The 18,176-nt window shown below is 71.0% G+C and carries 17 protein-coding genes; 13 read left to right on the top strand and 4 right to left on the bottom strand.

Going from position 1 to position 18,176, the window contains the following annotated elements:
• Positions 1-77: 77 nt before the first annotated feature.
• The 4 genes from RWE79_RS15695 (at position 78) to RWE79_RS15680 (ending at position 4,972) form a co-directional block, all read left to right on the top strand.
• Positions 78-1,412 carry a WxL domain-containing protein gene (locus RWE79_RS15695; RefSeq protein WP_475940691.1) on the top strand — a complete coding sequence of 445 codons (1,335 nt, stop codon included), beginning with the start codon at positions 78-80 and terminating at the stop codon, positions 1,410-1,412.
• Between the two features lie 78 nt (positions 1,413-1,490).
• On the top strand, positions 1,491-2,606 hold the full coding sequence (locus RWE79_RS15690; RefSeq protein ID WP_475940690.1) for a DUF916 domain-containing protein: 1,116 nt from the start codon (positions 1,491-1,493) through the stop codon (positions 2,604-2,606).
• Between the two features lie 51 nt (positions 2,607-2,657).
• On the top strand, positions 2,658-3,695 hold the full coding sequence (locus RWE79_RS15685; RefSeq protein ID WP_475945838.1) for a hypothetical protein: 1,038 nt from the start codon (positions 2,658-2,660) through the stop codon (positions 3,693-3,695).
• Between the two features lie 44 nt (positions 3,696-3,739).
• Positions 3,740-4,972, top strand: coding sequence for a hypothetical protein (locus RWE79_RS15680; protein ID WP_475945836.1), 1,233 nt, complete (start codon positions 3,740-3,742; stop codon positions 4,970-4,972).
• Positions 4,973-5,059: 87 nt separating this feature from the next.
• Here RWE79_RS15680 and RWE79_RS15675 read toward each other — a convergent pair whose 3' ends face one another.
• Positions 5,060-6,565, bottom strand: coding sequence for a peptide MFS transporter (locus RWE79_RS15675; protein ID WP_475940689.1), 1,506 nt, complete (start codon positions 6,563-6,565; stop codon positions 5,060-5,062).
• 228 nt (positions 6,566-6,793) lie between these two features.
• On the opposite strand from RWE79_RS15675, the gene RWE79_RS15670 reads away from it, so the two are divergent.
• Together RWE79_RS15670 and RWE79_RS15665 are read left to right on the top strand one after the other, a co-directional pair.
• Entirely contained in the window at positions 6,794-7,477 is a 684-nt protein-coding gene (locus tag RWE79_RS15670; protein ID WP_475940688.1) for a response regulator transcription factor, read from the top strand.
• Positions 7,478-7,574: 97 nt separating this feature from the next.
• Positions 7,575-8,849, top strand: a complete 1,275-nt coding sequence (locus RWE79_RS15665; protein ID WP_475940687.1) for an ATP-binding protein — start codon at positions 7,575-7,577, stop codon at positions 8,847-8,849.
• A gap of 25 nt (positions 8,850-8,874) precedes the next feature.
• Here the strand turns inward: RWE79_RS15665 and RWE79_RS15660 are convergent, their stop codons facing one another.
• Positions 8,875-9,402, bottom strand: coding sequence for a GtrA family protein (locus RWE79_RS15660; RefSeq protein ID WP_475940686.1), 528 nt, complete (start codon positions 9,400-9,402; stop codon positions 8,875-8,877).
• Between the two features lie 113 nt (positions 9,403-9,515).
• Here RWE79_RS15660 and RWE79_RS15655 point away from each other — a divergent pair, with 113 nt between their 5' ends.
• Genes RWE79_RS15655 through RWE79_RS15645 form a run of 3 tightly spaced genes read left to right on the top strand, consistent with a single transcriptional unit; the run spans position 9,516 to position 12,340 of the window.
• On the top strand, positions 9,516-10,667 hold the full coding sequence (locus RWE79_RS15655) for a 5-(carboxyamino)imidazole ribonucleotide synthase (protein WP_475940685.1): 1,152 nt from the start codon (positions 9,516-9,518) through the stop codon (positions 10,665-10,667).
• A 28-nt stretch (positions 10,668-10,695) separates the two neighbouring features.
• Entirely contained in the window at positions 10,696-11,193 is a 498-nt protein-coding gene (purE, locus tag RWE79_RS15650; protein WP_475945834.1) for a 5-(carboxyamino)imidazole ribonucleotide mutase, read from the top strand.
• Positions 11,194-11,200: 7 nt separating this feature from the next.
• Positions 11,201-12,340, top strand: coding sequence for a dipeptidase (locus RWE79_RS15645; protein WP_475940684.1), 1,140 nt, complete (start codon positions 11,201-11,203; stop codon positions 12,338-12,340).
• Positions 12,341-12,372: 32 nt separating this feature from the next.
• On the opposite strand, the gene RWE79_RS15640 is transcribed toward RWE79_RS15645, so the two are convergent.
• Positions 12,373-12,744, bottom strand: a complete 372-nt coding sequence (locus RWE79_RS15640; RefSeq protein ID WP_475945832.1) for a VOC family protein — start codon at positions 12,742-12,744, stop codon at positions 12,373-12,375.
• A 104-nt stretch (positions 12,745-12,848) separates the two neighbouring features.
• On the opposite strand from RWE79_RS15640, the gene RWE79_RS15635 reads away from it, so the two are divergent.
• Positions 12,849-13,403 (top strand): CGNR zinc finger domain-containing protein, encoded by a 555-nt coding sequence (locus tag RWE79_RS15635; RefSeq protein WP_475940683.1) that lies wholly within the window; start codon positions 12,849-12,851, stop codon positions 13,401-13,403.
• 30 nt (positions 13,404-13,433) lie between these two features.
• On the opposite strand, the gene RWE79_RS15630 is transcribed toward RWE79_RS15635, so the two are convergent.
• A complete protein-coding gene (locus RWE79_RS15630) occupies positions 13,434-14,777 on the bottom strand; it encodes a UDP-glucose dehydrogenase family protein (protein ID WP_475940682.1) in 1,344 nt (447 codons plus the stop codon).
• Between the two features lie 236 nt (positions 14,778-15,013).
• Between RWE79_RS15630 and RWE79_RS15625 the strand changes: the two genes are divergently transcribed.
• The 3 genes from RWE79_RS15625 to RWE79_RS15615 all read left to right on the top strand — a co-directional run bounded on the left by RWE79_RS15625 (position 15,014) and on the right by RWE79_RS15615 (position 18,108).
• Positions 15,014-15,712, top strand: coding sequence for a hypothetical protein (locus tag RWE79_RS15625; RefSeq protein ID WP_475940681.1), 699 nt, complete (start codon positions 15,014-15,016; stop codon positions 15,710-15,712).
• A 53-nt stretch (positions 15,713-15,765) separates the two neighbouring features.
• Positions 15,766-16,863, top strand: a complete 1,098-nt coding sequence (locus RWE79_RS15620; protein ID WP_475940680.1) for an LCP family protein — start codon at positions 15,766-15,768, stop codon at positions 16,861-16,863.
• An 87-nt stretch (positions 16,864-16,950) separates the two neighbouring features.
• A complete protein-coding gene (locus RWE79_RS15615) occupies positions 16,951-18,108 on the top strand; it encodes an acyl-CoA dehydrogenase family protein (RefSeq protein ID WP_475940679.1) in 1,158 nt (385 codons plus the stop codon).
• The last annotated feature ends 68 nt before the right edge of the window (positions 18,109-18,176 follow it).

Raw genomic sequence — 18,176 nt, 5'->3', positions numbered from 1 at the left:
TTTGAGCTCCGGGCCATCAATGGCCCACGCATGGCGTGGAAACGGGACTCTGCGCCCAGAGTGTGATCAAGGGGTAGATGATGATCGCAAGCGCACGAAGAGCAGTACTGAGACGAAGGGCGGCCGCCGTACTCGGTGCTGCGGCGCTCGCCTTCGGCGGCGGGGCCGTCCTCGCGGATCCCGCGGCGGCGGCAGCGACGACCTCCTCGTTCTCGGTGCACTGCATCCCGCCGTCCATCTCGGGGATCCCCGCGTTCGACGGCACCACGGTGGCCGACATCTCCGTGAGTGACACCACTCCTCAGGTCGGTGACACCGTCACGGTGACCTATGTACTGGACACGCCGATGGCCAACACCAGTGTCTTCAACCTGGCCATCCCCGAGGACCAGATCACGCCCACCGTGAAGGTCCAGCTCGGCGGCGCGCAGACCGGCCTGCTGACCTTCGTCGGTCCGAAGGAGAACCCGGAGATCCCCGCCGGGGCGGACTTCCCGAACCTCACCATCACCGGCACCTTCACGGTGACCGCACCCGGCTCCATCACCCTGACCCCCTCCGACTACGTCGTCCATTCCGACTACGGAATCTCGGCCGACACGCCCTGCACCGTCAACAGTCCGCCCGCGCCGGTGGCCACCACCATCACCGCCACCGCGCCCAGCAGCCGTTCCCTGTCGCTGAGTTCCGGATCCGGCGTGGTGGGCGCCTCGGTCACCGTCAACGGCAGTGGCTTCACGCCGAGCACCGCCGTCACCGTCGTCGGTGTCCAGGGCTCGGATCCGACGGGTGAGTACACGGCGGCCACCACCGACGCCTCGGGCGCCTTCTCGGCGACCCTGGCCGTCAGCGACCTGGACACCACCGGCATCCTGGCCTTCGAGGGCACCACGTACGACGCCTCGACGGCGGCCGGTCCGGTCGGGTACTACGTCATCGACAACACCCCGCCGCCGCCGGGCAGTCAGAAGCTCACCACGACGGTGAAGTCCGGCACCCTGTCCATGACCCAGGCCGGCGACACCGTCGACATGACGGCCGTCGACGCGAGCGGGGGCGTCGAGCACTCCACGGGTGACCTCAACGCCGTCACCGTCAAGGACTACCGGGCCGGTTCCACCGGCTGGTCCCTCACCGCCAAGGCCACCGACTTCGACGGCCCCGGCAGTGCGGTCATCAGCGCCGACGCCCTGAGCTGGACGCCGTCCTGCACCACCGGGTCCGGCAGTCCCAGCACCTGTGTCGCCGGTTCCCCCGGTGTCGTGGGTACGGCGGGTGCCACCCTGGCCTCGGCGGCCGACGGCACGCTCACCGGTGGCGAGTTCACCGTGGAGGCGGGCCTGGATCTCGCGGTCCCGGCGTTCTCCGCCGCAGGAACCTACTCCTCGGTCTTGACCCTGACCCTGACCTGACGCACAGTCAGATAGCTCGGGTGGGCCGGTCGCTGCGGACCGGCCCACCCGGCACCAGACCGACAAGGGAGCCGGGCGATGAGAAGAGCCAGAGCGACGGTGTACGCGGCACTGCTCACCGTGGCCGCCCTCCTCGGACCGGGCACCGCCCCCGCCACGGCAGCCACGGCCACGGCCCCCCGCACGGCCCCCCGCACCGCCCCGCAGGCCGACAACGGCCGCTGGTCCGTCTTCCCGGCCCCCGCCGCCGGCAAGAAGGACAAGAGCCCCACCGCCCAGGAACGTTCCTTCTTCACCCTGGAGGGCGCTCCCGGCACCGTACTGAAGGACAAGGTCTCGGTCTCCAATCTCTCCGCCGGTCCGATGACCTTCACCCTCTACGGCGCCGACGCCTACAACACCCCGCGCGACGGCGGCTTCGCCGTACGCGGCACCGACGAGAAGATGACCGGCCTCGGCGCCTGGGTCACCCTCGCCCGGTCCACGATCAGGATCCCGGCCCGCACCCGCGCCGACATCCCCTTCACCATCACCATCCCGCAGGGCGCCACCCCCGGGGACCACCCCGGCGCGATCGTCGCCCTGGACACCCAGGTGGACAAGGCGAAGGGCGACGTCGCCGTCGGCGTACGCAGGGCCGTCGGGGCCCGCGTCTACCTCAAGGTCAGCGGCCCCACGCTCCCGTCGCTGTCGGTCGAGCACATCGCGGTCAGCCACGGTCAGCCGCTGATCCCCGGCACCGGCGACTCCACCGCCACCATCCGCTACACCCTCGTCAACCGCGGCAACGTCACCCTCACCCCGCGCGTCGCCTTCACCGCCAAGGGCCTCTTCGGCCGTACGCTGCTCGACCGCGCCGCCAGGACCCTGCCGCTGGAGCTGCTGCCCGGCCAGAGCGTGGAGCTGACGGAGAAGTGGACCGGTGCCCCACAGCTGGACCGGGTGACCTTCCGCGTCCACGCCACCTCCCCGCGCGGCAACCTCAGCGAGTCCGGCTCCGCCACCTTCGTCGCCGTCGCCTGGCTTCCGCTGGGCGTGGTGCTGCTGCTCCTCGCCGGGCTGGGCTGGTGGCTCACCCGCCGGACCCGCCGGATCCGCCGGGACCGCCGTGCGGGGCACGGCGGGCGGCCCGCGCCCCCGGCCGCCGGCGCCGAGGAGACAGCCACCCTCGCGGCCGTCATGGGGGAGCGGTAAGGCGTGAGGTACGTACGAGCCCTGCTGCCGGCCGTGGCCCCGTTCCTGGTGATGGCCCTGCTGCTGCCCGCCGGCCCCGCCACGGCCTCGTCGGCCACGGCCACCGCCACGGCCACGGCCTCGTCGACCACGGCGGCGCCCACCGTCACGGTCTCCCCGAAGCAGGCCGGCGCGGGCGGCGACATCACCGTCACCGGCCGGGGCTGGCGGCCCGGCACCCTGCTGACGCTGCTGATCTGCGGCCAGAACGCGATCGGCGGTACCAACGCCTGCGCCAACTCCCACGGCCGGGCCGCCACCACCGACGCCCACGGGGCCTTCAAGCGGAAGCTGCCGGTGGCCGAGCCGCCCAAACCCTGCCCCTGCGTCGTCCATGTCGCCACCGTCACCGGCGGCTCCGTCGCGGTCGACGCCGCCTTCGTGGTGGCCGGGCATCCGGTGGCCCCGCTGCCCCAGCAGACCACCGGCGGCCGGCTGGCGGTCCTCACCGCCCGCCTCGAAGGATCGAGCGGGCTCCTCACCTTCTTCGGGGCCCCGCCGGAGCGCCGGCTCGTCATCACCGTCGGCAATCTCGGCGCCGACCCCGCCAAGAACCCGGTGTTCCAGGTCGGCACCGCGCACGGCGTGTTCGCCCCGCAGTGGGAGGAGCAGGCCTGGCACGGCACCGTGGCCTCCGGCGCCAAGCAGCAGATCAAGCTGCCGGTGGAGCTGGCGGCCGGTGCCCACGGCGACTACACGGTCTCCCTCCGCTACGGCGGCAAGGTGCTCACCAGCCAGCCCTGGGCCGTCTCCCGCCCCTGGGGGGTGACGCTCTTCTGGATCCTGCTCTGCCTCGTCGTCCCCTCGGCGCTGTTCCGGATCGGCATGGCCGCCGTCAACCACCACCGCCCGGGGGCGCCGAAGCGGCGCAACACCCACCGCGCCGCCGCCGCGCCGAACGGCACCACGTCCAACGTCCCGTCCGGCACCCCGTCCGGCACCCCGTCCGGCACCCCGACTCTTCCCTGGTTCACGCAAGGTGTCCTGCCGCAGCCGACGACGCCGAGCGACGACGTACACGGCATTTACGGAAAGGAACCCCGCTCGTGACGAATCGACGAACGCGGGCCGCGCGGGCCGTCGGCGCGATCCTCATGCTCGGCGGCGCCACGGTCCTGGCGACCGCCGCCCCGGCCCTGGCCGCCGAGGTCTCCTTCGCGACCCGGTGCACCCCGCCCGCCGCCTCCGGCCTCGACCCGGTCGACGGCACCACCAAGGCCGCCGTCACCGCCCCGGCCACCGCCCAGGTGGGCGACAAGATCACCGTCACCTGGAAGTTCGTCCAGGCCGCCGCCAAGAACCCCGACCTCATCGACCTGGGGGCGGACACCGTCAAACCCTCCGGGAAGCTCACCCTGGGCGGCGCCCAGAGCGGCTCTCTCGACGTCGAGGGGCCCCGGGAGAACCCCGTCATCCCCAAGGGCGGTGACATGGTGCTGTCCGACATGACCGGCACCCTCACCCTCACGGCGGCCGGCGAGGTGACGCTGACCCCCGGCGACTACACGATCAACGCGTACTCCACGGACACCGAGTGCGTCCCGACGCAGGACGTCCCCGTCGCGGCGACGATCACGGTGACGGCGGGCGGCGGCTCCGGCGGCTCGTCCAGTACGACCCCGAGCGCCACCCCGACGCAGTCGGCGAGCGCCTCGGCGTCGGCCTCCGCCTCCGCCTCCGCGTCGCAGAGCTCGGGCGCCGGAGAGTCCTTCACCGGCAAGGAGATCGACGTCTCCTACACCTGCGTCTCCCCGATCGGCACGGACAATGTCATCAACCCCGTCACGATCAACGCCAAGGAGAACGACGGGAGTTACGACCTCACCGTGAAGTTCGGCAAGTCCGTGATGGACAGCCCGGCCGACATCCCCGCCGACTCGGTGAAACCGTCCATGAAGGTCAAGGTCGGCGGCGACGACTCCGGCTACGTGGACGTCGCGGGCCCGGCCAACGCCGATCCCATCAAGTCCGGCGACCCGATCGAACTCCCCGACCTCACCGGCACGTACACCCCCGGCGCCCAGGGCAGCGCCACCCTCACCCCCGGCGTGATCACCATCAACGCCCTCGGCACCACGACCACCTGCACCCCGGCCGACGACACCGCCGCCTCCCTCACCCTCGACGTCACCGACCAGGGCGGCACGACCTCCGGCGGCTCCTCGTCCTCCGGTTCGTCAGGGTCCGCCGGTACCTCCGGTGACCTCGCCGAGACCGGCGCGGGGGCCACCGGCGCCCTGCACGCCCTGGCCCTCGTCGCGGGCACCGTCCTGCTCCTGGGCGGCGCCGTCTTCACCTTCACCCCGTGGCAGCGGCTCCGCCGCTGAGCGGTCCACACGGCGCCGAGGGCCCCGGAGCGGTGTCGCTCCGGGGCCCTCGGCGGTCTTCGGCGGCGCCCCGGTGGGACGCCCGACTCAGTGGACGTCGCCCATCAGCCTGACGACGTTCCTGCGGTACATCACGAAGGCGACACCGGCCACGAGCGCCACGCCGCCCTGGATCGCGAACGCGGCCTCCGACAGGAAGGCGTCGCCGATGAGCAGTTGGAGGATGGCCGCCACGCAGTCGCCCGCCGTCACGGCGAGGAAGAACAGGCCCATCATCTGGCTGGCGTACTTGGCCGGGGCCAGCTTGGTCGTGACCGACAGGCCGACCGGGGACAGGCACAGCTCGGCGACGGTCTGGATGAAGTAGACCACCGTCAGCCACAGCGGGGAGACCTTGGTGTCACCGGTGGCGGCGGCCTGGGCCAGCATCATGACCACGAAGGACGCGCCGATGCCGATCAGGCCGTACGCGAACTTCACCGTCGTGCTGGGGTTGCGGCGGCCGAGCCTCATCCACAGCGCGGCGAAGACCGGGGCCATCGCCATCACGAACAGCGGGTTCAGCGACTGGAACCAGCTCTCCGGGAAGGTGAAGCCGAACAGCTTCGACGCCGTGTGGTCGGAGGCGAAGACCGTCAGCGTCGACCCCGACTGGTCGTAGATCATCCAGAACAGCGCGGCCACGACGAAGAACCAGATGAAGCCGGTGACCTTGGACTTCTCGTCGCCGCTCAGCTCGCTGTCGCGGCGGATCCGGGCGAAGTAGAACACCGGCAGGGCCAGGCCCACCAGTGACAGCGGCCACAGCACCCAGTTGATGGTGAAGTGCCCGGTGAAGGTGATGACACCGTAGAAGGCGACGGCGGCGGCCAGCCACAGCACCGCCTTCTTCAGCAGCGCGGCGCGCTCGGTGGCCGCCAGCGGGGTCGGGACGACACTGCTGACCGGCGCGAGGTGACGGGTGCCCAGCAGGAACTGGCCCAGGCCCAGCGCCATGCCGACGCCGGCGAGAGCGAATCCCAGGTGCCAGTCGACGGTCTGGCCGACGGTGCCGATGACCAGCGGGGCCAGGAAGGCACCGAGGTTGATGCCCATGTAGAAGATCGTGAAGCCGCCGTCCCGGCGCGGGTCGTTGCGGTCCGGGTAGAGCTGGCCGACCATCGTGGAGATGTTGGACTTCAGCAGGCCGGAGCCGACCGCGATCAGCACCAGACCGACGAAGAACGAGGCCTTGACCGGCACCGCCAGCAGGAAGTGGCCGCTCATGATGATCGCGCCGCCGATGGCGACCGTCCGGCGCGGGCCCCACAGCCGGTCGGCGAACCAGCCGCCCGGCATGGCCAGCAGATACACCGTCGCGGTGTAGACGCTGTAGATGGCACCGGCGGTGGCGGCCTTCATACCGAGGCCGCCGTCCGCGACCGAGGCCGTCAGATAGAGGACCAGCAGGGCCCTCATGCCGTAGTAGCTGAAGCGTTCCCACGTCTCGGTCATGAAGAGAGTGGCCAGGCCACGGGGGTGGCCGAGGAAGCTGCCGCCGGACGCGGGGGTGTCCTGCGTACCGGTGGCGTTCCTCGTCAGGCTGGACGCCATGAGTCGATCCTTGCTTGCGGGGGGAGATTTGAACGGCCCCGTCCACAGGCGAGGCCCCCCGCGCTTCGTGGGCGTGGAAGGGCCCGGGGAGCTGTTTACGGGCTTTTAGGTACTGTATGGCAGCTCGAAGTGTGGTATGTGCCGTCTTGAGAGCTACCTCACAGCGTCCTGTAGCAGGTGAAAGGGCTGCCAGCCCTGCGCGACCCCGGCGCGGTCTACCATCAGCCCATGACCCGCGTACTGCTCGCCGAGGACGACGCATCCATCTCGGAACCGCTCGCACGCGCTCTGCGCCGCGAGGGGTACGAGGTCGAGGTGCGCGAGGACGGCCCCACCGCGCTGGAAGCCGGCCTGCTGGGCGCCTTCGACCTGTTGGTGCTCGACCTGGGGTTGCCCGGTATCGACGGCCTGGAGGTGTGCAGAAGGCTGCGCACCGAGGGCCACGGCTTCCCGGTGCTGGTGCTCACCGCCCGCGCCGACGAGGTGGACACAGTGGTCGGCCTCGACGCCGGGGCCGACGACTACGTCACCAAGCCCTTCCGGCTGGCCGAGCTGCTGGCCCGGGTGCGGGCCCTGCTACGGCGCGGCTCGACGGAGGCGGCGGGCGCAGCCCCGCCGTCCACCCAGGGCGTCCGGATCGACGTCGAGTCGCACCGCGCCTGGATGGGCGACGAGGAACTCCAGCTCACCGCCAAGGAGTTCGACCTCCTGCGGGTGCTGGTCCGCGACGCCGGCCGGGTGGTCACCCGCGAGCAGCTGATGCGCGAGGTCTGGGACACCACCTGGTGGTCGTCGACCAAGACCCTCGACATGCACATCTCCTGGCTCCGCAAGAAGCTCGGCGACGACGCCGCCGCCCCGCGCTACATCTCCACCGTCCGCGGCGTCGGCTTCCGCTTCGAGAAGAACTGAGGCCGGCCGGGCAGGGGGGCTCGCCCACACCGCACACCGGCGCCCCGGCGCCGGTGTGCGGCATCCTGGATCCCGTCGTCCCCGCCCGGAGGGCACAGTGCGCCGCCGTCTCATCACCTCCACGCTCGCCGTGGTGCTCGTCGTCATCGCGGTCTTCGGGGTCTCGCTCGTCATCGTCGAGGCCCGGACGATCGAGAACAGTGCCCGGGAGAGCGTGGACTCCGAGGCCGTCCGCATGGTCGGCATCGTGGAGAACCGTCTGCTCGGCGGCGAGAAGGTCAACACGCAGGCCCTGGCCCAGCAGATCGCCCCGGACCGCTACGCCCTGGTGAAGGTCCCCGGGAACGACCCGGTCGAGATCGGCACCCGGCCCACCGGCAAGGTGATCGCCTCCACCCAGAAGGGCGAACAGGGCGAGAGCGTCACCGTCGAGGAGTCCCGGCGCCATGTCAGCGACGAGATCGGCCGCACCCTGCTGGTCATCCTGGCCGTCGCGCTGCTCGCCGTACTGGCCGCCGTGGTCCTGGCGGTACGGCAGGCCCGCCGGCTCGGCAGCCCGCTCACCGACCTCGCCGAGACCGCCGAGCGGCTCGGCTCCGGCGACCCCAGGCCCCGGCACCGCCGCTACGGGGTGCCCGAACTCGACCGGGTCGCCGATGTGCTCGACTCCAGTGCCGAGCGGATCGCCCGCATGCTCACCGCCGAGCGACGGCTCGCCGCGGACGCCTCGCACCAGCTCCGTACGCCGCTGACCGCGCTCAGCATGCGGCTGGAGGAGATCATCGCCACCGCCGACGACCAGGAGACGGTCAAGGAGGAGGCGACCATCGCCCTCGGCCAGGTCGAGCGGCTCACCGACGTCGTACAACGGCTGCTGACCAACGCCCGTGACCCGCGCACCGGGTCGGCCGTCGACTTCGACCTCGACGAGGTCATCAAGCAGCAGGTCGAGGAGTGGCGCCCGGCCTACCGCAACGAGCGCCGCACCATCACCACCACCGACACCAAGGGGCTGCGCGCCGTCGGCACCCCGGGGGCCGTGGCCCAGGTGCTGGCCACCCTGATCGAGAACGGTCTGATGCACGGCGACGGCACCGTCACCATCTCCACCCGGGTCACCGGCAACCAGGCCGTGGTGGAGGTCACCGACGAGGGCCAGGGCGTGCCGCCCGAGCTGGGGTCGAGGGTCTTCGAGCGGACCGTCAGCGGCCGCAACTCCACCGGCATCGGCCTGGCCGTGGCCCGTGACCTCGCCGAGGCGGACGGCGGCCGCCTCGAACTGCTCCAGCAGCTCCCGCCGGTCTTCGCCCTCTTCCTGGCCAGCGAGGGCGACGCGCCGCAGGGCATCGCGCCGCAGGGCGACGCGCCGTAGAGCGCCGCCGCCGCAGGGGCGGGCTCTACCGGTCCGCGGTCTCGCGGGGGCCGGGCTGCTCGGCGAGGAACGATTCTGCTTGCTCCAGGGCGGGGTGCGCCGGGAGCGCCTTGAAGACCCAGCTGCGGTAGGACCAGAAGCGGAAGAGCGTGGCGATGCCGATGCCGGCGAACTTGGAGATGTTGCTCTGCAGCGGGCTGTCCCAGCCCATTCCGTATGTCGCCGCGTAGAGCACGCCGTTCTCGATGACGAGCCCGATCGCGCTGAAGAAGAGGAAGAGCCCGAGTTCCTTGGTCCGGCCGCCCTTGTCGCGGTCCCGGTACGTGAAATAGCGGAAGCCGACGTAGTTGAAGGCGATCGAGACCACCGTCGCGACGATGCTGGCCCGCACCACCTGAAGATCGGTGAGGTGACGGACCAGGTTGAAGACCGCGATATTGACGAGGACGCCGGCGCCACCGACGGCGCCGAACTTGGCGACCTCGCGGAATATGTGCCGCAGCCGTTCCCGCAGCCCTGACGGGCGTGTGTGCAGCCCGGTCGATCCGCCCATGGTGATCGTTGGGTCCCGTCAGTAGTCCGCTGTCATCGGTGCACTTCATGCTAACCGGGGGCCCGGGTACCCGAGGGTCCGTGGGGTAATCGTGCGCCGATATCCTTGGGACTGTGACATTTCCGGTAGTCGGCATGATCGGCGGCGGCCAGCTCGCCCGTATGACCCACGAGGCTGGCATTCCGCTCGGCATCAGATTCAAGCTCCTCAGCGACACCCCGCTCGATTCGGCGGCTCTGGTGGCGGGTGAGGTCGTCATCGGCGACTACCGCGACCTGGAGACGCTGCGTGCCTTCGCGGCGGGCTGTGACGTGATCACCTTCGACCACGAGCACGTCCCCGCCGAGCATCTGCGGGCCCTGGAGGCGGACGGCATCGCGGTGCGCCCGGGGCCCGGCGCGCTGGTGCACGCCCAGGACAAGGGCGTGATGCGGGCGCGCCTCGACGAGATCGGGGTGCCCTGCCCCCGGCACCGGATCGTGGACGGCCCGGCCGACGTGACGCGCTTCGCGCAGGAGGGCGACGGCTATCCCGTCATCCTCAAGACCGTGCGCGGCGGCTACGACGGCAAGGGCGTCTGGGTCGTGCGCGGCGAGGCGGACGCGGCCGAGCCCTTCCGGGCGGGCGTGCCGGTGCTGGCCGAGGAGAAGGTCGACTTCGTACGGGAGCTGGCGGCCAATGTCGTACGGTCCCCGCACGGGCAGGCCGTCGCCTACCCGGTGGTGGAGTCCGTGCAGGTGGACGGGGTGTGCGACACGGTGATCGCGCCCGCGCCCGGCCTGTCCGAGGAACTGTCGGCGCGGGCCCAGCGGCTCGCCCTGACCATCGCCAAGGAGCTGGACGTCACCGGCCATCTGGCGGTCGAGCTGTTCGAGACGCGTAACGCCGACGGGACCGCCGGCATCCTGGTCAACGAGCTGGCCATGCGGCCCCACAACAGCGGCCACTGGACCCAGGACGGCGCCGTCACCTCCCAGTTCGCCAACCATCTGCGGGCCGTGCTGGACCTGCCGCTCGGCGATCCGCGCCCCCGCTCCCGCTGGACGGTCATGGCCAACGTGCTGGGCGGCGACTTCCCGGACATGTACCAGGGCTTCCTGCACTGCATGGCCCGCGACCCCAAGCTCAAGATCCACATGTACGGCAAGGACGTGAAGCCGGGCCGTAAGGTCGGCCATGTCAACACCTACGGCGACGACCTCGACGAGGTGCGTGAGCGTGCCCGGCACGCCGCCGACTACCTGCGAGGGACGATCGTTGAGTAACGCTGTGACCCCACTTGTCGGCATCGTGATGGGCTCCGACTCCGACTGGCCCGTCATGGAGGCCGCCGCCGAGGCCCTGGACGAGTTCGAGGTGCCCTTCGAGGTCGACGTGGTCTCCGCCCACCGCATGCCGCGCGAGATGATCGCCTACGGCGAGAACGCCGCCGAGCGGGGCCTCAAGGCCGTCATCGCCGGTGCGGGCGGCGCCGCGCACCTGCCCGGCATGCTCGCCTCGGTCACCCCGCTGCCGGTGATCGGCGTGCCGGTGCCGTTGAAGTACCTCGACGGGATGGACTCGCTGCTGTCCATCGTCCAGATGCCGGCCGGGGTGCCGGTGGCCACCGTCTCGGTGGCCGGTGCGCGCAACGCGGGGCTGCTGGCGGTCCGTATCCTCGCCGCGCACGACGCCGAACTCCTCACGCGCATGCGGGCCTTCCAGGACGAGCTGAACGAGCAGGCGACCGAGAAGGGCAAGCGGCTGCGTGCCAAGGTGGAGGGCAGCAACGGATTCGGCTTCGGAAAGTAGGCGCTCGATGGATCTGCTCGCCCGTGCCCGTGAACTCCTGGCCGAACACCCCGTGGTGGACGGTCACAACGATCTGCCCTGGGCATTGCGCGAGCAGGTCCGCTACGACCTCGACGCCCGCGACATCGCCACCGACCAGTCCGCGCACCTGCACACCGACATCCCGCGCCTGCGGTCCGGCGGCGTCGGCGCGCAGTTCTGGTCGGTGTACGTACGCACCGACCTGGCGGGCGGCGACGCGGTCACCGGGGTCCTGGAGCAGATCGACTGCGTCCTGCGGCTCGTCGACCGCCACCCCGCGGACCTGCGGCTGGCCCTCACCGCGGACGCCATGGAGACCGCCCGCGCCGAGGGCCGTATCGCCTCGCTGATGGGCGCCGAGGGCGGCCACAGCATCGACAACTCCCTCGGCGTGCTGCGCATGCTGTACGCGCTCGGCGTGCGCTACATGACCCTCACCCACAACGACACCATCGACTGGGCGGACTCCGCCACGGACGAGCCCCGGCACGGGGGCCTCACCGCCTTCGGCGAGGAGGTCGTACGGGAGATGAACCGGCTCGGCATGCTCGTCGACCTCTCCCATGTCTCGCCCGACACCATGCGCGACGCCCTGCGGGTGACCGGGGCGCCGGTGATCTTCTCCCACTCCTCGTCCCGCGCGGTCTGCGACCACGTCCGCAACATCCCGGACGACGTACTGGAACTGCTGCCGCGCAACGGCGGCGTGGCGATGGCCACCTTCGTCCCCAAGTTCATCCTCCCGGCCGCCATCGAGTGGACCCGGCGGGCCGACGAGAACATGGAGGCCAACGGCTTCCACCACCTCGACACCACGCCCGAGGCCATGAAGGTCCATGCCGCCTTCGAGGCCGCCCACCCGCGGCCCGTCGCCACCGTGTCGACCGTCGCCGACCACCTCGACCACATGCGCGAGGTGGCCGGCGTCGACCACCTCGGCATCGGCGGTGACTTCGACGGCACCGCCTTCGTCCCCGAGGGCCTGTCCGACGTCTCCGGCTACCCCAACCTGGTGGCCGAACTGCTGCGCCGGGGCTGGTCCACGGCGGACCTGGCCAAGCTCACCTGGCAGAACGCGGTGCGCGTGCTGCGCGAAGCGGAGACCCGCGCGGCGGCGCTGCGCTAGTTCCCAGCCCGACCCGCTGAACGAACACGCCCTCAGCCCGCGCAGAGGCAGAAGGGGTGCCCGGCGGGGTCGGCGAAGACCCGCCAGTTCCGGGTGCCGGCGCCGTCGTCCAGCAGGGTCGCGCCCAGCGCCAGTACCTCCCGCTGCGCGGCGTCCAGATCATCCACCCGGAGGTCGAGGTGGTACTGCTGGGGCCGTTCCGGGTCGGGCCAGCGCGGTGCCCGCAGGGCCGGTGCCTGCTGGAAGGCCAGCCGGGGTCCGTCCCCGGCGTCCTCGGGGACCAGGTCCACCCAGGTGTCGTCGTCGGCCTCCGGCTTGCCGCCCAGTACGGCGGCGTAGAACCCGGCGAGTGCGCGCGGGTCGGGACAGTCCAGGACGACGCTGCTCAGCTTGCCGATCACGATGTCTGCCTCTCTGACGACGGGCGATCACGTTCGGCGTTACCGCTTAAGGCGTGCAGCCGGTAACGGTTACCTCATGATGCCGCTCTGTCGGTAACCTGGCAAGCGTGTCGGAACCCGGTGTACGCGCCCCTGCCCCCGAAGCCCTGCGGCCGGTGCAGGACCTGGCGAACACCGTCGACCTGGAGTCCGGCGACGACCGGCTGCGGACCGTGGCCGAACTGGATGGTTTCGCCCGCGCTCACGGCCTCGAAGGCCCGGCCTTCACGGACGCCGACCTCGCCGGTGTCCGAGAGCTGCGCGAGGCGCTGCGCGACGCCTGCCAGGCCCATGCGGGCACCGACCTCCCGGACGCGTCCGCGGCCACCCTGGAACGGCTGCTGGCCCGCGCGCCCCTGCTGCTCGCCGTCGACCCGCACGGCGCCGCGACGCTGCGCCCGGCCCCCGGGCTGACCGGCGCCGCCGCGCTCACCGCGCGGATCGCCGCCGGGATCGTCACCGCCGTCGCCGACGGGAGCTGGCCGCGGCTCAAGGCATGCGCCGCCCATGACTGCCGCTGGGTCTTCTACGACCGCAGCCCGGCCGGCCGCAGCCGCTGGTGCACGATGGCCGTCTGTGGCAGCCGCGCCAAGATGCGTGCCTATCGCAGCCGTGGCGGCTGAGCGCCGGGCCGGGACGGACGGGGCCTACGCCTACGCGTTGGGCCGGCCCATCGCCCGGTAGGTCCAGCCGGCCTTGCGCCACAGCACCGGGTCCAGGGCGTTGCGGCCGTCGATGACATGGCGGCGGCCCGCGACCTCGCCCAGGGCCACCGGGTCCAGCTCCCTGAACTCCCGCCATTCGGTGAGGTGCAGGACGACCTCGGCGCCGCGCACCGCGTCCAGCGCGGTCGGGGCGTAGCCGAGGGTCGGGAAGAGCTTGCGGGCGTTGTCCATCCCCTTGGGGTCGTAGACCGTGACCTGGCCGCCCTGGAGGTGTATCTGCCCTGCGACGTTCAGCGCGGGGGAGTCCCGTACGTCGTCGGAGTCCGGCTTGAAGGTGGCGCCGAGCACCGCGATCCGCCGGCCCAGGAAGCCGCCCTGGCCCAGCGCCTCACGGGCCAGCTCGACCATGTGGCCGCGGCGCCGCATGTTGATGGAGTCGACCTCGCGCAGGAAGGTCAGCGCCTGGTCGGCGCCCAGTTCACCGGCCCTGGCCATGAAGGCCCGGATGTCCTTGGGCAGGCAGCCGCCGCCGAAGCCGATGCCGGCCCGCAGGAACTTGTGGCCGATCCGCTCGTCGTGCCCGATCGCCTCGGCGAGCTTCACGACGTCGCCGCCGGCCGCCTCGCTGACCTCGGCCATGGCGTTGATGAAGGAGATCTTGGTGGCGAGGAAGGCGTTGGCGGCGGTCTTCACCAGTTCGGCGGTCGGGTAGTCGGCCACCACGAACGGCGTGCCTTCGGCGACGGGCGTCGCGTAAACCTCCCGCAGCAGCTTCTCCGACCGCTCCGACGCCACACCGACCACCAGCCGGTCCGGGTGCAGGGTGTCCTGCACCGCGTAGCCCTCGCGCAGGAACTCGGGGTTCCACGCCAGCTCCGCCTGCTCCCCGGCCGGGGCCAGTTCGGCCAGCCGGGCCGCCAGCCGGGCCGCGCTGCCGACCGGGACGGTCGACTTGCCGACCACCAGCGCGGGCCGGGTCAGATGCGGGGCAAGCGACTCGAAGGCACTGTCGACATAGCTCATGTCGCACGCGTACTCGCCGTGCTTCTGCGGGGTGTTGACGCAGACGAAGTGGATGTCGCCGAACCCCGCGACCTCCTCGTACGAGGTGGTGAACCGCAGCCGGCCGCTCGATCCCTCGATGCCGGCGACATGCCGCGCCAGCAGTTCCTCCAGTCCCGGCTCGTACATCGGGACCCGCCCCGCCGACAGCATCTCGATCTTGCGCGGGTCGATGTCCAGACCCAGCACCTCGAACCCCAGCTCGGCCATGGCGGCGGCGTGTGTGGCACCGAGATATCCGGTGCCGATCACGGTGAGCTTGAGTGCCATGCTGGCGTCCTTCCCCCTGAGGTGGGCCTGTCCGGGCCAGATCCTACGTGAGTGCGGCGCGGCTCCGTCCGCCGCGGGTGTGCGCGGATCCTGACGCGATGCATCACAAAACACTCACAAGTCCGAACGCATCTTTACGGTTTATTGCGATCATGAAAGAATCATTTCTCATTTGAACGTTTGGTATCAGTGCTTCGTGTGAGGCGCCTGGGAGGGCAATGTCCTACGGCGACCGTGTGAACGACGGCACCGGCCGTCACGCGGTGAACAGGGTGAACAGGGCCGGCAGGGCCGCGAAGGCCGACAGTGTCGGCAGGGCCGCCAGGATCGGTACGGCACGGCTGCAAGGACTCCTGCAACCATCCTTTGTGGCCTCCCTGGTGGGCGGGGCCGTCGGGTGGGCGGTGATCGGCGGCGGCATGCGGCCGTACGGCCTGCTGGTGGTCCTCGCCGTGATCGTCAGGCTGGCGTGGCCCCCGGCCCCTCAGCCCCGCCGCCGCGCCGAGCGCAGTGCCGCACGTCCTGCCCTCGCGCCGGCTCCGCGGCCCGCGGCGATCATGCCGGCGGCCGCTGCGGTCACCGTTCCCGCCCCGCCGCCGTACGCCCCGCCGCCCTTCGTCCCGCCGGTGGCCGCTCCGCCCGTTCCGCCCGCCCCTCCCGTCGTGGCCCCGGTGGCGGAGCCGCTGCCGCAGCCGCGGCCGGTCTACACGACCGACCCGATCGAGTACGGCGACGCCGACCAGATGTACGGCCCGACCGGATCCGGCCGCGCGGCGTACATCCAGGAGTGGGCCTACGACGAGCAGCCGTACGAGCCTCAGCCGTACGAGCCTCAGCCGTACGAGCCGCAGCCGTACGGGCAACAGCCGTACGAGCCGCAGCCGTACGAGCAGTCGCGTGAGCAGTACGAGCAGCGGGACGAGCGCGTCCACTGACCGACTGACCGCCGCAGCACCGCGGCAGCAGCACCAAGAAGGGGTGGGGGGCCATGTCACAGGCCGACGCAGGGGAGACGAGCGCAGCAGCGCCACCGGAGCCGGCGACCCAGCCGGAACCGGCGACGGAACCGGCGACGGAACCGGCGGCGGACGGCGCCGCCGTCAGAAGCCGCAGGAGCCGGCGCCGCACCCGGCGCGTGCTCGTCGGCGCCCTGACGCTGCTGCTGGTCGGGGTCGGCGCGATCGCCGGCACCGGCTGGTGGGCGGTCGAGCACTACACCGGCAAGGTCAGCCGGATCCCGAACGCCTTCCCGACCAATGTCCCTGAGAGCGCCCGGCCCAAGGACGGCAAGGGCGGTCAGACCTTCCTGCTGGTCGGTGTGGACCGGCGTTCCGACCTGCCCACCACCGGCAAGGACGCCAAGGTCTCGGACTGGAAGTACGGGGCCCAGCGCAGCGACACGATGATGCTGGTGCACATCCCCGCCGACCACAAGAACGCCTACGTCGTCTCGCTCCCGCGTGACAGCTGGGTCTCCATCCCCGGCCACGGCAAGGCCAAGCTGAACGCCGCGTTCTCCTGGGGCGGTTCCCCGCTGCTCATCGACACCGTCCAGCGGCTCACCGACGTCAAGGTCGACCACCTCGCCGTCATCGACTGGAGCGGCTTCAAGTCCCTCACCGACGCGGTCGGCGGCGTCACCCTGGGCGGCGAGCGGATGAACGGCGAGCAGGCCCTGACCTATGTACGCGAGCGCTACCACCTGCCCCGTGGCGACTTCGACCGCACCCACCGCCAGCAGGCCTTCCTGCGCGCGGTGATCTCCAGGACGATGACGAAGAGCACCTTCTCCAGCCCGCTCAAGGCCAAGCGGCTGCTGGACGACGTCACCGCGACCGTCAGCGTCGACGACCAGCTCTCCGACAGCGACCTGCGCGGGCTGCTGTGGAGCATGAAGGGCGTCCGCGCCGGGGACATGGTCTTCATGAACGCCCCCGTCACCGGAACCGACATGATCAAGGGCCAGTCGGTCGTCCTCCTCGACGAGAACGGCACCTCCCAGCTCTGGGAGGCGATGACCAACGACACCATGGCCGACTACATCGCGACCCATTCCGTGGACAAGCTGGGCGCCACCACTCCGTAAGCAACATCACGTGTGCCGATGCCTTCGGGGACGCATAAAATCACATGGTTACTTAACGGTAGTTAGCACTCAAGGGAGTGAGCAGCCTTGGCGGGTTCGACCGATTTCGACCTCTTCCGGACGTCCGAGGAGCACGACATGCTCCGCGATGCCGTGCGCTCGCTCTCCGAGGCGAAGATCGCGCCCTTCGCCGCCGAGGTGGACGAGCAGGGCCGCTTCCCGCAGGAGGCCCGGGACGCGCTGGAGGCCAACGACCTCCACGCCGTCCATGTCCCCGAGACCTACGGCGGCGCCGGGGCCGACGCGCTCTCCACGGTGATCGTCATCGAGGAGGTCGCCCGTGTCTGCGCCTCCTCGTCCCTCATCCCGGCGGTCAACAAGCTCGGCTCGCTGCCCGTCCAGCTCTCCGGTTCCGAGGAGCTCAAGCACAAGTACCTCGGCGCCCTCGCCCGCGGGGAGGGCATGTTCTCGTACTGCCTCTCCGAGCCCGACGCGGGTTCCGACGCGGCCGGCATGAAGACCAGGGCCGTGCGCGACGGGGACTTCTGGGTCCTCAACGGCGTGAAGCGGTGGATCACCAACGCCGGCGTCTCCGACTTCTACACGGTGATGGCGGTCACCGACCCGGAGAAGCGCTCCAAGGGCATCTCGGCCTTCGTCGTCGAGAAGTCCGACGAGGGCGTGTCCTTCGGCGCCCCGGAGAAGAAGCTCGGCATCAAGGGCTCGCCGACCCGCGAGGTCTACCTCGACAACGTCCGGATCCCCGCCGACCGCATCATCGGCGCCGAGGGCACCGGCTTCGCCACGGCCATGAAGACCCTGGACCACACCCGGGTCACCATCGCGGCCCAGGCCATCGGCATCGCGCAGGGCGCCCTCGACTACGCCGCCGGGTACGTCAAGGAGCGCAAGCAGTTCGGCAAGGCCATCGCCGAGTTCCAGGGCATCCAGTTCATGCTCGCCGACATGGCCATGAAGCTCGAAGCCGCCCGTCAGCTCACCTACGCCGCCGCGGCCAGGTCCGAGCGCGTCGACTCCGATCTGACGTTCTTCGGCGCCGCAGCCAAGTGCTTCGCCTCCGATGTCGCCATGGAGGTCACCACCGACGCGGTGCAGCTGCTGGGCGGTTACGGCTACACCCGCGACTACCCGGTCGAGCGCATGATGCGCGACGCCAAGATCACCCAGATTTACGAAGGCACGAACCAGGTCCAGCGCATCGTCATGGCAAGGAACCTTCCCTAGCCCTGGCAGAGGCGTCGTGGCTCGGAGGCACCCCCGCGCGGGGGTGCCTCCGAGCCGTCCCGGGGGCT

It is taken from the genome of Streptomyces sp. RLA131 (assembly GCF_056270125.1).
The sequence above is the reverse complement of the archived record's forward strand: the minus strand, read 5'-3'. Positions and strand labels throughout refer to the sequence as shown.

Coding starts and splice junctions, on each gene's coding strand:
- RWE79_RS15695 (WP_475940691.1), top strand. CDS start 78: ATGATGATCGCAAGCGCACGAAGAGCAGTACTGAGACGAAGGGCGGCC.
- RWE79_RS15620 (WP_475940680.1), top strand. CDS start 15,766: ATGTCACAGGCCGACGCAGGGGAGACGAGCGCAGCAGCGCCACCGGAG.
- RWE79_RS15685 (WP_475945838.1), top strand. CDS start 2,658: ATGGCCCTGCTGCTGCCCGCCGGCCCCGCCACGGCCTCGTCGGCCACG.
- RWE79_RS15670 (WP_475940688.1), top strand. CDS start 6,794: ATGACCCGCGTACTGCTCGCCGAGGACGACGCATCCATCTCGGAACCG.
- RWE79_RS15660 (WP_475940686.1), bottom strand. CDS start 9,402: ATGGGCGGATCGACCGGGCTGCACACACGCCCGTCAGGGCTGCGGGAA.
- RWE79_RS15630 (WP_475940682.1), bottom strand. CDS start 14,777: ATGGCACTCAAGCTCACCGTGATCGGCACCGGATATCTCGGTGCCACA.
- RWE79_RS15690 (WP_475940690.1), top strand. CDS start 1,491: ATGAGAAGAGCCAGAGCGACGGTGTACGCGGCACTGCTCACCGTGGCC.
- RWE79_RS15675 (WP_475940689.1), bottom strand. CDS start 6,565: ATGGCGTCCAGCCTGACGAGGAACGCCACCGGTACGCAGGACACCCCC.
- RWE79_RS15680 (WP_475945836.1), top strand. CDS start 3,740: ATGCTCGGCGGCGCCACGGTCCTGGCGACCGCCGCCCCGGCCCTGGCC.
- purE (WP_475945834.1), top strand. CDS start 10,696: ATGGGCTCCGACTCCGACTGGCCCGTCATGGAGGCCGCCGCCGAGGCC.
- RWE79_RS15645 (WP_475940684.1), top strand. CDS start 11,201: ATGGATCTGCTCGCCCGTGCCCGTGAACTCCTGGCCGAACACCCCGTG.